Source organism: Nocardia sp. NPDC060249, from assembly GCF_042728755.1.
GTDB lineage: Bacteria > Actinomycetota > Actinomycetes > Mycobacteriales > Mycobacteriaceae > Nocardia.
In genome coordinates this window covers 724,129-737,120 of record NZ_JBHXAQ010000002.1, presented here as the reverse complement: position 1 = coordinate 737,120, position 12,992 = coordinate 724,129, and the positions used below count along the sequence as shown (strand labels likewise).

The following is a 12,992-nucleotide window of genomic DNA, read 5'->3' as shown; positions in this document are numbered from 1 at the left end:
AACTCATCGCTCGGCCGCGGCCGCGCCCCATGCGAGCCGGGCTCGGATGGGGCGTGTCAGGCGGCCGCGTTGATCAGGGTTTGCGGGCGACGGCGCCGTAGGCCGAGATCGGCAGAACCTGGCCGACCTCGGCCACTTCCGGACGCCACTGGGTGATCGAGACGACGCCCGGCTCGACTACTTCCAGACCGTCGAAGACGCCGCGGATCTGGGCCTGCGGGCGCGGGACGTACGGTGTGCCGCCGGTGCCGGTGTAGTTCTCGCACAGGGTGACGTAGGCCTGGCTGTCGTCGGTGCCGTCCCAATAGATGAGGTGGCTGCCCGAGGGCACCGCGCCGACGACGGTGCGCACGATGCGCAGCAGGTCGTCGTAGGTTTTGGCGTGTCCGAGAACGCCCATGAACATCACCGCGATCGGCTCGTTGAAGTTCAGCACGTTGCGTGCGTCGGCGACGATCTGTTCGGGGTCGTGGAAGTCGGCGTCGATATAGGTGGTGACGCCTTCGTCGGTGGTGCTGGTGAGCAGGGCGCGCGCGTGGGCGAGCACCAGTGGGTCGTTGTCCACGTAGACCACCTTGGCCTCCGGGGTGACGCCCTGGGCGACCTCGTGGGTGTTCTGCATCGTGGGCAGGCCGGTGCCGATGTCGAGGAACTGCTTGATGCCGCGTTCCTTCGCCAGAAAGCGGACGGCCCTGATCAGGAACTGCCGCGACTGCACGGCCATGGTCGAGATGTCCGGGTCGACCGCCAGCCCCGCGTCGCCGGCGATCTTGTCGATCTCGTAGTGGTCCTTACCGCCCATCCAGTAGTTCCAGATCCGCGCGGAGTGGGGGATATCGGTCCTGATCACGGGGGTCTGCACGTCGGCCATGAGCCTTGCTCCTCTGCAACTTTGACAGTGGCGCGCCCACCCAGGGGAGAACCACCAGCGACATAGCATCTGATCTGGCTGCGACAGTACAAGATTCACACTGAAACGGTCGGGTCAATCCGTGAACGTTCACCGCTGCGTGCAACGGCCGGAATCGGGTATAGCCCCGCTATGACGACACTGCGCAGGAATGCGGTAGCCACCGCGATCGCCGCCACCGCGATCGCACTGCTCGGCACGGGCTGTGACCAGGTGGAGAAGGCGGTCAACAAGGGCGGCGACACGCCATGTAGCGAGTACACCGCCCAGACGCCGGAAGACCGGCGGACCACGGTGGTCAAGTTCCTCGAGCAGGAGCGCGGCGACAACGCGACGTCGGACCCCAACACCATCGACCTGTCCGTCGCCGCCATCGATCTGATGTGTGGCGCGCAGGCCAATCCTGACACTCCCATCCGGGAAGCCGATCTGACGGGTGTGCTCGTGCCCAAGTGACACCGAAGCCGACCCGCGGGTATCGCTTTCGGCAGCGTCGATAGTTCGATCTCACTGTGTGATCCCCATTCCAAGTGTTCACTGCGACAGAGTCGTTCGGCCGGTAGCATCGCTAACGGCTCGTAAGGGCTAGTCCAGCAAGATGTTTCGCTGCGACCTCGGAAGGCCGTGGTCCGCGAGGCGCCGGGTGATCGAGAGGTTTCACAATGGAAACGGTGACGAATCGGGTCGTAATGGACCCGACTGGGCAAGACATTCAGGGTGAGATCCTCGAGATCAGGTCGCATGGTCCCGCCACCAGGGTCGAGTTGCCGGGCGGGGTGCAGGCATGGTCGATCACCGACGCCGCGCTGCTGGAGAAACTGCTCGTCGATCCCCGGGTCTCCAAGGACGCCAGCCAGCACTGGCCCGCCTTCGTCGCCGGTGAGATCCCCCCGGATTGGCCGCTGTACCTGTGGGTTTCGGCGCCGAACATGTTCACCGCCTACGGCAGCGATCACCGCAGGCTGCGCAAGCTGGTGGCGCCCGCCTTCACCGCGCGGCGCACCGAGGCCATGCGCGCACAGGTCGAGCGCATCACCACCGAACTGCTCGACGAGCTGGCCGCCACCCCGGCCGGTCAGACCGTGGACCTGCGCGAGCAGTTCGCCTACCCGCTGCCGATCCAGGTGATCTCGGAACTGATGGGCGTGCCGGAATCGCTGAACCCCGGCCTGCGCACCTGTGTCGACGGCATCTTCGACACCACGCTCACCCCGGAGCAGTCGCAGGCCAACTACATGGAGATGTACCGGATCCTCGGCGAGCTGGTGGCCCTGCGCCGAGAACAGCCCGGCGACGACATCACGAGCCTGCTGATCGTCCAGCGCGACGAGGACGAGGGCCAGCTCACCGAGGAAGAGCTCGTCGGCACGCTGCTGCTGGTGATCTCGGCGGGTCACGAGACCACGGTGAACCTGCTCGACCAGGCCATCACCGCGCTGCTCACCCGGCCCGATGTGCTCGCGAGCCTGCGTGCGGGCACGATCACCTGGCCCGATCTGGTCGAGGAGACGCTGCGATTCGAATCGCCGGTCGCGCATCTGCCGTTGCGTTTCGCGGTGGACGACATCGACATCGACGGTGTCCAGATCGCCAAGGGCGACCCGATTCTGGCGAGCTACGCCGCGGCCGCGCGTGATCCGAAGCTGCACGGCGAGACCGCGAGCGAGTTCGATCCCACGCGAGAGAAGCAGTCGCACATGGCCTTCGGCTACGGTGCGCATCACTGCCTCGGTGCGCCGCTGGCCCGCCTCGAGGCGCTGGTGTCGCTGCCCGCGCTGTTCGAGCGGTTCACCGAGCTGAAGCTGGCCGCGCCCGTGGCCGAACTCGGCACCGTGCCCAGCTTCATCTCCAACGGCCACCACCACCTGCCGGCCTACATTCACGGCGCATAGCGCACAACTTGCTCGGCCGGCCCGTGCGGTCGGCCGAGCAAGGGGTCCGTCAGTCGCCGGGTACCACGAGCGGCGCGGTGCTCGGGAATACCACCGGCAGCCCCGCCAGCGCCCGGTGGAAAGGCCCCGGCCGCCAGACCAATTCGTCCGCCGGGACCGCGAGCTCGAGTTCGGGCAGCGCGTCGAGGAGCTGGTCGATGGCTTCCTGGGCGATCAGGTAGGCCGGGGACTTCGCCGGGCAGCCGTGCGGGCCGGTGCTCCACGCCAGGTGCGCCCGGTTGTCGAGGAAATCGCCGGTCCCGATCGCGGGATCGTTGTTGCACGCGGCCATGCTGATGACGACCGGCTGATGCGCGGGCAGCCACACATCGTCGACCAGGATCGGCTGCCGGGGATACGTGGTGCAGAAGTTGGCCATCGGCGGATCGGTGTAGAGCACCTCGTCGAGCGCGTCGCGGGTGGACAGGCTGCCGCCGAGCAAGCTGCCCGCGAATCGCTGATCGGTGAGCATCAGCCGCACCGTATTGAGAATCAGGTTGAGCATCGGCTCGATCCCCGCGCCGTACATCGTGAGTACCTGGTTCATCAACTCCTCGTCGGTGAGCCGCTGGGGATGCTGCACCAACCGGGTCGTCACGTCGTCGCCGGGTTCGCTCTGCTTGAGCCGCACCAGGTCGTAGAGCGCGTCCTCCATCATCTGCGTGCCGCTGGCCGCGGTGTCGCCACCCTCGAACATCTGCGCCATGCCGGTCGCGATGTGCCCGCCGATATCGGCGGGCACACCGAGCATCGCGTTGATGGTGGCGAAGATGACAGGAAAGGCGTACTGGCTCAGCAGATCCGCGCGGCCGTCCGCGCAGAAGGAGTTGATCACCGGCATCGCGATCTGCTCGACGGTGCGGTGCAGCTGGTACAGGTCCACGCCCGCCAGGCCCGCGACGGTGACCTGGCGATGGCGTGTGTGCTCCGCGCCGGCGGTGCGAATCGCGTTGGGGCGGTAGCGCATCATCGGAAGCACCGGGCAGTCGGCGGGGATGTCGCGCTGCCACATCTTCGGGTCGGCGGGAAAATGGTCGGGATCGTTGAGAATCTGTACCGCGGTGCGGTAGCCGATCACGAGGGTGGCGGGAACCCCGGGCACCAGATCGACCGGCACCAGCGAACCGAAGCGGTGCCGCATCTCGCGGTAGGTGCTCTGCGGGTCGGCGGCGAATTCCGGCGAGTACAGCGGCACCCGGTCCTGGCCACTGCGCGAGTCCGGCGAAACATCCAGTGTCACAGCGTGTACTCCTGAGTCGAGGATCGGTGCCTCGGCGACGCGCCGAGTTCGTGGCCGACCCTGGCGGCCAGCTCGTTCATGCGGTGGGCGATGAGCGCGAGGTCCACATCGCCGGTGGTGGCGACGCCGAGCAGGGTGCCCGCGCCCGCGGCGGTGATCAGGACCATGCCCTCGTCGTATTCGGTCATGTTCTGGCGCACGGTGTTCGCCAGTCCGCCGCAGAACTCACCGAGCACCTTGCCCAGCGAGCGCAGACCGCACGCGGCGGCCGCGAAACGCTCCGCGTCGTCGGTGCTGATGGTGCCGGAGTGCGCCACGCGTAGTCCGTCCTCGGATAACAACACCGCGAAGCGGACGCCGTCGAGCGCCAGGTCGTCCAGCAGCCACGCGAGGCGGTTGGTGCTGTTCGCGATCGGAGTACTCATCAGCTGTCGTGCCCTTTCGTCGAGCGTGCGGCCGCGGCGCGGCCGTGTCTGGAGCCGCTGTGCCAAGCCGCCGCGAGCTCCGGGCGCGCGAGCACCTCACCGGTGTCGGCGCGCTCGTCGGCCGGGGCGACGGCGCGGCGCGTGCGTTTGGGCAGCCCGCCGGTGGTGCGGTCGAGCTCGGCCATGTCCAGCTCGGGCGCCGACGCGCTGATCTCGGCAACGGGCTGCGGTGGCGCAACCGGTTCCGGCGCCTCGGCGTGCTTGGGCCGGTGCACCTCTGTGGCCGCGACGAGCAGGGCCGCGGGGACGAACACCATCGCCCTGGTGCCGCCGTAGATGTTGGGTCCGTCGACGTAGGCGGCGAAGCCGTAACGGCGCGCGAGCGCGGCGACACCGGGGAACCCGACCCGTGGCGACGGGCCGAGGGCGTTGATGTCGACGACGCGTTCGCCCGAGAGCACCTGGCGCGCCTCCTCCATCTGCTCGTGGCTCATCCGTACGCCCGCGTCATCGATGATCACGGTGACGCCGTGATGGCCCTGCTGATAGGAGATGTCGACGAACGACGACGGCGGCGAGTAGCGCAGGGCGTTGTCGAGCAGGGTCGCGACCGTGTGCACCAGCGGCTCGACCGCGCGGCTCATGACCACCAGTTCGCAGTGGCCCGTGCGCACGCGCAGGTAGTCGCGCACTCGGCCGGTGGCGCCGCCCACCACGTCGCCGACGGTCTGCTGTGGCCAGCGCCTGCCCGGCAGCCCGCCCGAGACGATGACGTAGGCCTGGGCCTGACGGATCATCTGCTGGACCGTGTGGTCGATCCTGGTGAGCGTCGCGTAGACCTCGTCGTTGCGGTTCTCCCGCAGCGCGTTGCTCACGACCTGACCCACGTCGGCGCCGAGGCTGACCACGGTGGTGCCGAACGCGCGCACCGCGTTGCTGGTGGCGGCCCTGGCATCGGCGGCGACCTGGGCGCGCGTCACCTCCTGTGCCGCCTCGACCTGGACCGCGGTGTGCTCCTCGGCGGCCCGGTCAGCGAGTGCTGCCTCGTGCTCACGCACCCGCAGCTCTTCGGCATGGGCGAGCGACATCTGCTCCATGGCTGTGTTCTTGGTGTGTAGGTCGCGCTCTGCCACCGCCAGGCGGGCGCGGATCTGACGTTCGTTGCGCAGGGCCTGCAGTGCCACAGCGACCGCGCCGAGCAGGACCAGTGTTGCGATGGAGAACAAGAAGACCGCGAGCGTCGGAGTCATCGGTTCCTTTGTCGTCTGTACCGACCGAAGAGCCGTGGTGGCCGGGTCCTCGCCGGTCTCTCCGACGAGACTTCTCGCCGCGGCCTGCCCCCACATCGTGTGCGCCGCACCACAATTGGGCACCGCGCGCGTGAGTTCGGTCGAAACCGGACTCGCAGCCCGGCGTTTCGGCGATGCGGGACACGTTAGCAGTGCGAATCGCCGAGTGCACGAAACGGGTTGCTGCAGAACGTGACTCGCATTGTTGTGGAGACCGGTGAATTGATACCGGCGGTTTACCCTCGCCGTGTACGGTTGAACAGATACAGGTCAGCCGTGGACCAGCGGCGACCAACGCGTCGTCGCCGCACTCGGCCTCGAGTCCCGGCTCATTCCTTCTCTCGTCTCCCCGCTGCGGCGCCGTCGATCGATTCGAGGAAGAACCTGCATGACCAGCGATCTCGACGACGACCCGTCCGACGTGCCACCCGCCGACCCCGAGGAAGAGGACCCGACTGTCCATTGGCCCGAGCCGAGCCCACTGCAATCGTGGTGGACCGACATCATGGGCGCGAAGAAACCACGCCGGTTCGGTCAACAGACCTGATCTCGGCAGCACGACCCACCAGGGCCGCACCGTTCTCGGTGCGGCCCTGGTCGTGTTCGAGCCGTATTCGCCGGGGTATTGACCTGGACGCTGTGTCCAACCTAAATTACATGGACACCGTGTCTCAGGTATTCGGGACACACGGCACACGGGAGTGCGTTCATGACACAGAAGGTGTTCGTCGTCGGCGTCGGCATGACGAAGTTCGAGAAGCCGGGCTCGCGGGAGTGGGACTATCCGGACATGGCCCGTGAGGCGGGGACCAAGGCGCTCGCCGATGCCGGAATCGACTACGACCAGATCCAGCAGGCCTACGTCGGCTACGTGTACGGCGAGTCCACCTCGGGTCAGCGCGCTGTCTACGAGCTGGGGCTGACCGGTATCCCGGTCGTCAACGTGAACAACAACTGTTCGACCGGTTCGACCGCGCTCTACCTGGCGGCGCAAGCGGTGCGTGGCGGGCTCGCCGAGTGCACCCTCGCCTTGGGTTTCGAGAAGATGCAGCCCGGCTCGCTTGGTTCGACCTACGACGACCGTGAGCAGCCGATGATGAAGCACCTGCTGGCGCTGGCCGAGCTGCAGGAGTTCGCGATGCCGCCCGCGCCGTACATGTTCGGCGCCGCGGGCAAGGAGCACATGGAGCACTACGGCACCACGGCCGAGCAGTTCGCCAGGATCGGGGTGAAGAACCACAAGCACTCGGTGAACAATCCGTACGCGCAATTCCAGAAGGAATACAGCCTCGAGGAGGTCCTCGAGGCCAAGCAGATCTACGGCCCGCTGACCAAACTGCAGTGCTCGCCGACCTCGGACGGTTCCGGCGCGGTGATCCTGGCGAGCGAGGACTTCGTCGACCGGCACAACCTGGCCGACCGCGCGGTCGAGATCGTCGGGCAGTCGATGGTCACCGACCTCGCCTCGACGTTCACCAGCCCGACCGCGATCGATCTGGTCGGCTCCTCGATGTCGCGTGCGGCCGCCGAAGCGGTGTACGCCGAAGCCGGTTTCGGGCCCGAGGATGTCGATGTCATCGAGCTGCACGACTGCTTCTCCACCAACGAACTGCTGACCTATGAGGCTCTGGGCCTGTGCGCGCCGGGGCAGGGCGGTCGGCTCGTCGACGACAACGCCACCACCTACGGCGGCCAGTGGGTCGTCAACCCGTCGGGCGGTCTGATCTCCAAGGGCCACCCCCTCGGCGCGACCGGTCTGGCCCAGTGCAGCGAACTCACCTGGCAGCTGCGGGGCACGGCGGACGCCCGCCAGGTCGCCGACGCGCGCATCGCCCTGCAGCACAACATCGGTCTCGGTGGCGCGGTCGTGGTGACCGCCTACCGCCCTGCCAACCGCTGACCCTTTCCCTTCCGAATCACACCAGGAGTAACCCCATGGCATCTGTCTCCGTTTCCACCGCACTTCCCGTCGCGCCCGAGCTGGCCTGGGCCCGGCTCAGCGATCTCGCCAACTGGGAGGAATGGCTGACCATCCACCAGGGCTGGCGCGGCGATCTGCCCGCCGAGCTCACCGCGGGCGCGCGCTTCACCGAGGTCGTGTCGGTGATGAACATGGCCAACAAGATCGAGTGGACCGTCGCCGAGGTCGTGCCGAACTCCTTCCTGCGCATCACCGGCGCCGGCATGGCGGGTGTGACCATCGAATTCGCGCTCAAGGTCGACGCCACCGACACCGGCTCGGAGGCCGCGTTCGACGCGAGCTTCAAGGGCGCGATGATCGTCGGCCCGATCGGCAAGGCTGTCGCCAAGCACGCCGAAGCCGACTTGAAGGAGTCGATGGCCAAGTTCACCGAGCTCGTCGGTTCGGCCGCATGACCACCTCGGAATCGGCCGGAGTCGTCTTCGACGGCTCCGCGCTGGGGGAGTGGACCGACGAAGAGCGGTTCTCGGTCACCGCCGAGCGGATCGCGCAATACGCCGCGGCGACCAATGATCCGGTCCCCGCGCACCTCTCGGGCGAGATCGCTCCGCCGGTGTTCGCGGTGGTGCCGGTGTTCACCTCGATGGCGCCCGCCGCGCTGTCGGTCGCGCCGGTGGAGCTGCTGATGAAGCTGGTCCACGGTGAGCAGGACTTCCTGTTCCACCGCCCGATCCGGGCCGGTGACGAACTGGTGGTGCGGGCCAAACCGATCGGCTACGTGGGCCGCCCGAACGGCTCGACCGTGGTCATCTACGCCGAAACCCGTGACGCGGCGGGCGACCTCGTCAACGAACAGTGGATGACCGCGTTCTTCCGCAAGGTCGACGCCGGTCCCGGGGTAGGGGAGCTCGCGCCCGGCCACCGGATCACCGACGAGGACCGGGCAGGTGAACCGGCCGCGACGGTCACCGCCCACATCGACGACGACCAGACCTTCCGCTACTCACCGGCCTCGGGTGACCCGATGCCCATCCACCTCGACGACGAGATCGCCCGCATGGCAGGGCTGCCCGGCATCATCAACCACGGTCTGTGCACCATGGCGTTCACCTCGTGGGCCGCGCTGACCGAACTCGCAGGCGGCGACACCGCGCGTCTGCGCAGGCTGGCCGTGCGTTTCGCCAAGCCGGTGCTGCCCGGTCAGGACATCACCACCACCTTCTGGCCCACCGAATCCGGTGATCCCGGCGTGCGGGCCTACGCCTTCGAAACCGAAGCCGCGGGCCAGATCGCGATCACCGACGGTCGCGTCGAAATCAACTAGGAGACAAGACTCATGGGAAAACTCGACGGTCGTGTCGCGGTCATCACCGGCGCCGGTCGTGGCATCGGCCGCGAACACGCGCTGCTGTTCGCCCGCGAAGGTGCCAAGGTCGTGGTCAATGATCTCGGTGGCGCCAACGACGGCACCGGCACCGACGCGGGCCCGGCCCAGCAGGTGGTCGACGAGATCGTCGCCGCCGGCGGTGCCGCGGTGGCCAACACCGACAACATCGCCACCTGGGACGGCGCGAAAGCGCTCGTCGACCAGGCGGTCAGCGAATACGGCACCCTCGATATCGTGGTGAACAACGCGGGCATCCTGCGCGACGCGTTCATCGCGGGCATGGACGAGTCGCAGTGGGATTCGGTCATCGCGGTGCACCTCAAGGGCCACGCCGCCACCCTGCATCACGCCGCCGCGTACTGGAAGGCGCAGTCCAAGGCCGGAACCCCGGTGTCGGCCTCGGTGATCAACACCGCCTCCGCCTCCGGCACGTTCATGCCCAACGCGGGCCAGGGCAACTACGGTGCGGCCAAGGCCGGCATCGCCGCGCTCACGCTGGTCGCCGCCGACGAACTCGAACGCTACGGCGTGCGCGTCAACGCGATCGCCCCGATCGCGCGCACCCGCCTGACCCTGGCCACTCCCGGCATGGGCGCGCTGTTCGCGGCCGAGGTGCCCGAGGGCGAGTTCGACGCGTTCTCCCCGGCCAACATCTCCCCACTGGTCGCCCACCTCGCCGAGGCCGGCTGCGCGATCACCGGCAAGGTGTTCGCCGTGCAGGGCGGGGCGATCGTCGAACTGGCCGGCTGGCACGACGTGCGCACCGTCGAGACCGACGGACCGTGGACCATCGACGAGGTGGCCGCCCAGCTGAAAGAGACCAACTAGCCATGGCGCGCAACAGTTATGAGCTCGGGGTCGGCGTCAGCGAGGACCACTCGGCCCTGGCCGACGCGGTCGCCGGTTTCGTCGAGCGGACCATCACCGCCGACGTGGTCCGGGCCGCGGTCGAATCCACCGACGCGGGCAAAGTTCTGCCGTTCTGGGATGCTCTCGTCGCCCAGGATCTGCTGAGCCTGCACATCGCCGAGGATCTGGGCGGTCAGGGCGCCGGTCTGCTGACGCTGGCCGTCGCGCTCGAACCGCTCGGGCGTGGTCTGCACACCGGCCCGTTCGTGCCGACCGTGCTCGCCGGTGCGGTGCTGGCCGCCGCGTATGACACTCTCGCCGAGGACAAACCGGCGTCGGCTCGGCTCGCCGGGCTCGCGGACGGGTCGCGCACCGGTGCGGTGGCCCTGACCTCGACCCTGACCGGCACGCTCACCGACGGCACGCTGACCGTCAGCGGAACGGCCGACGGTGTGCTGGGGGCAGTGTCGGCCGATGTCGTCATCGCGCCCGTCGCGGTGGCGGGCGAACAGCGGTGGGTCGTCTTCGAGAACATCGAACTGACCGTCAGCGCGCAGGACAGCATCGACGTGCTGCGCGGTTCGGCACGGCTGCGGGCGGATTCGCTCGAGGTCTCCTTCGATCGGGTACTCGAGGTGAGTTCGGCGCGCGTGCGGTCGGTGGCCGCGGTGGTGCTCGGCGCCGAAGCGGTCGGGGTGATGTCGTGGTGTGTGTCGACCGCGTCGGAATACGCCAAGACCCGGGTGCAGTTCGGTCGGCCGATCGGTCAGTTCCAGGGCGTCAAACACAAGTGTGCCCAGATGGGCATCGCGCTGGAGAAGGCGCGTGCCGTCCTGTGGGACGCCGCTTACGCCCTCGATCGTGACGACGACACCGCCGAGTACGCGGCAGCCGTCGCGGCGCTGATCATCCCGGACGCCGCCGTGCAGGTCGCCCAGGAGTGTATCCAGGTGCACGGCGGTATCGGCTTCACCTGGGAGCACGACGCGCACCTGTACTACCGGCGGGCGCTCGCGCTGCGCGGGCAGCTCGGCGCGCGAGACGAACGGGCCGAGGCGGTGGCCGGCTACGCGCTGTCGGGGCTGACCCTGTCCAGCGAACTGGAACTGCCCGCCGAGGCCGAGCGAATCCGGGCGGCGGTCCGGGCCGAGCTGGCCGAGATCGCGGCGATCGACGACGAGGACGACCAGCTCGTCGCGCTCGGCGACGGCGGCTGGAACCTGCCCCACCTGCCCCGCCCCTACGGGCGTTCGGCCTCGCCGCTCGAGCAGGTGGTGATCGCGCAGGAGATCAAGACCTCCGGTATCCAGATGCCGCAGTTGCTGATGGGCACCTGGGCGGTCGGCGCGCTCGTTCCGCACGGTGACGAACGGCAGAAGCAGGAACTGGTCGTGCCGACGCTGCGCGGCGAACTGGTGTGGTGCCAGCTGTTCAGCGAGCCGGGCGCGGGTTCGGATCTGGCGAGCCTGACCACCAAGGCCACCAGGGTCGACGGTGGCTGGCGGGTGACGGGTCAGAAGATCTGGACCACGGTCGCGCAGTTCTCGGACTGGGCGATGCTGATCGCGCGCACCAGCCCGGACAAGCCCAAGCACGAAGGCATCACCTACTTCGTGCTCGACATGTCGAGTCCCGGGATCACGGTGCGCCCGCTGCGGGAGATGACCGGATCGGCGCTGTTCAACGAGGTGTTCCTCGATGAGGTGTTCATTCCCGACGAGAACGTGGTCGGCGAGGTCGACGACGGCTGGCACGTGGCCCGAACCACATTGGCCGGTGAGCGGGTGGCGCTGAGCCAGAAGATGGAGGCCTACGCCACCGATACCGACCTGCTGCGCTTCGCGATCGGCCGTGATCTCTCGCCGGTGGCGCGCTACCGGCTCGGCGAACTCATGGCCGAGAGCCGCGCGGTGGATGTGATCAGTTCGCGGGTGGTGCTCAAGCAGCTGTCCGGCATCGACGTATCCACCACGTCCAGTGTCGGAAAGCTGTTGGGAATGGCACTGGGACAGGCGATTTCGGAGTACGTCGTCGCCGAACTCGGTGTGGCCGGTGTGGTGTCGGTGCCCGGTGAGCGCAGCGACCACGCGATGGAACAGCTGATCGCGGGTCGTGCCACCACCATCTACGGCGGCACCACCGAGGTCCAGCTCAATGTCATCGGTGAACGGATGCTCGGCCTGCCACGCGACGCCGCGGCACACGGGTGAGCGCCCCGGGCGTCGGGCAACCGCCCGGCGCCCGGGCGATCACCGGTGCCCGTGCGCGGCCGGATCGGTGGAATCGCTCGACTACAGTTCGTCGTTGTATTCAGTACAGCGTTTGCGCCGCCCGGGCCCGGTGAAGGAGATGATGTGACCGCACAGCGCACCGACGGCAGAGCCAGCCGCTGGGACCGTCACCGCGCCGATCGCCGCGAACTCATCCTCGCCGCCGCCCTCGAGGCCGTGCAATCCCAGGGCGCGTCGGTCGGCGTCCAGGAGATCGCCGACCTCGCCGGCGTGCCACGCTCGGTCCTGTACCGCCTGTTCAAGGACCGCCAAGACCTCGACGAACAGCTACGCACCCGCATCATCGACGATCTGATGGCGGTACTCGCCCCCACGCTGAACCCGGAGGGCACTGTCACCGAGGCGATCGCGCGTTCCGTCGACGCCTACGTGGGCTGGATCGCGACCAACCCGCGCCTGCACTACTTCCTCGGCGCCGGGTCCGGTGCCAGCAAGGATCACAACTCGCCGATCGTGTCCGGGACCAAGATCGCCATCGCGGGTACCGTGCGAGAGGTGTTCGAGAGCGCGCTGCGGGCACAGTCCGCGCCGGTGGCGGTCGCCGAACCGATGTCGTTCGGCCTGGTGAGTTTCGTCGACGGCAGTGTGAACCGGTGGCTGAGCCGGTCGATGCAGCCGATGGACGCCGCGGAACTGTCGTCGTACCTGCAAATCGCCATCTGGGCGATCATCGACGCCAGTCTGCGCGAGGTCGGGGTCACCCTCGATCCGCGCACGTCGATCGCCGAACTGACGGCGCAGAATTAGAT

The 12,992-nt window shown here is 68.1% G+C and carries 13 protein-coding genes; 9 read left to right on the top strand and 4 right to left on the bottom strand.

The annotated features are described in order from the left end of the window. Positions 1-73: 73 nt before the first annotated feature. Entirely contained in the window at positions 74-871 is a 798-nt protein-coding gene (locus ACFWFP_RS11095) for an SAM-dependent methyltransferase (RefSeq protein ID WP_379294574.1), read from the bottom strand. Between the two features lie 171 nt (positions 872-1,042). Here ACFWFP_RS11095 and ACFWFP_RS11090 point away from each other — a divergent pair, with 171 nt between their 5' ends. Continuing rightward, the gene (locus tag ACFWFP_RS11090; protein ID WP_379294573.1) at positions 1,043-1,366 is read left to right on the top strand and encodes a hypothetical protein; all 324 of its coding nucleotides are present in this window, start codon (positions 1,043-1,045) and stop codon (positions 1,364-1,366) included. Between the two features lie 206 nt (positions 1,367-1,572). After that, entirely contained in the window at positions 1,573-2,802 is a 1,230-nt protein-coding gene (locus ACFWFP_RS11085) for a cytochrome P450 (protein WP_379294572.1), read from the top strand. Between the two features lie 49 nt (positions 2,803-2,851). On the opposite strand, the gene ACFWFP_RS11080 is transcribed toward ACFWFP_RS11085, so the two are convergent. The 3 genes from ACFWFP_RS11080 to ACFWFP_RS11070 are packed head-to-tail and all read right to left on the bottom strand — an operon-like array spanning position 2,852 to position 5,756. Then, positions 2,852-4,075: a cytochrome P450 gene (locus tag ACFWFP_RS11080; RefSeq protein WP_379295122.1), complete on the bottom strand. Its 1,224-nt coding sequence runs from the start codon at positions 4,073-4,075 to the stop codon at positions 2,852-2,854. A 2-nt stretch (positions 4,076-4,077) separates the two neighbouring features. Continuing rightward, positions 4,078-4,506 (bottom strand): roadblock/LC7 domain-containing protein, encoded by a 429-nt coding sequence (locus tag ACFWFP_RS11075; protein WP_379294571.1) that lies wholly within the window; start codon positions 4,504-4,506, stop codon positions 4,078-4,080. Continuing rightward, positions 4,506-5,756, bottom strand: a complete 1,251-nt coding sequence (locus ACFWFP_RS11070) for a sensor histidine kinase (protein ID WP_379294570.1) — start codon at positions 5,754-5,756, stop codon at positions 4,506-4,508. The genes ACFWFP_RS11075 and ACFWFP_RS11070 overlap by 1 nt, the downstream gene beginning before the upstream one ends. 427 nt (positions 5,757-6,183) lie before the next feature. On the opposite strand from ACFWFP_RS11070, the gene ACFWFP_RS11065 reads away from it, so the two are divergent. The 7 genes from ACFWFP_RS11065 (at position 6,184) to ACFWFP_RS11035 (ending at position 12,990) form a co-directional block, all read left to right on the top strand. Continuing rightward, the gene (locus ACFWFP_RS11065) at positions 6,184-6,342 is read left to right on the top strand and encodes a hypothetical protein (RefSeq protein ID WP_378989807.1); all 159 of its coding nucleotides are present in this window, start codon (positions 6,184-6,186) and stop codon (positions 6,340-6,342) included. A 162-nt stretch (positions 6,343-6,504) separates the two neighbouring features. After that, on the top strand, positions 6,505-7,695 hold the full coding sequence (locus ACFWFP_RS11060; RefSeq protein WP_379294569.1) for a lipid-transfer protein: 1,191 nt from the start codon (positions 6,505-6,507) through the stop codon (positions 7,693-7,695). A 35-nt stretch (positions 7,696-7,730) separates the two neighbouring features. Then, complete coding sequence (locus ACFWFP_RS11055) at positions 7,731-8,171, top strand: SRPBCC family protein (RefSeq protein ID WP_379294568.1); 441 nt, start codon at positions 7,731-7,733, stop codon at positions 8,169-8,171. Then, positions 8,168-9,040, top strand: a complete 873-nt coding sequence (locus tag ACFWFP_RS11050) for a MaoC/PaaZ C-terminal domain-containing protein (protein WP_379294567.1) — start codon at positions 8,168-8,170, stop codon at positions 9,038-9,040. The genes ACFWFP_RS11055 and ACFWFP_RS11050 overlap by 4 nt, the downstream gene beginning before the upstream one ends. Positions 9,041-9,052: 12 nt before the next feature. After that, positions 9,053-9,931 (top strand): SDR family oxidoreductase, encoded by an 879-nt coding sequence (locus ACFWFP_RS11045; RefSeq protein ID WP_379294566.1) that lies wholly within the window; start codon positions 9,053-9,055, stop codon positions 9,929-9,931. A 2-nt stretch (positions 9,932-9,933) separates the two neighbouring features. Beyond that, entirely contained in the window at positions 9,934-12,162 is a 2,229-nt protein-coding gene (locus tag ACFWFP_RS11040) for an acyl-CoA dehydrogenase (protein WP_379294565.1), read from the top strand. A gap of 144 nt (positions 12,163-12,306) precedes the next feature. Beyond that, positions 12,307-12,990, top strand: a complete 684-nt coding sequence (locus ACFWFP_RS11035) for a TetR/AcrR family transcriptional regulator (RefSeq protein WP_379294564.1) — start codon at positions 12,307-12,309, stop codon at positions 12,988-12,990. The last annotated feature ends 2 nt before the right edge of the window (positions 12,991-12,992 follow it).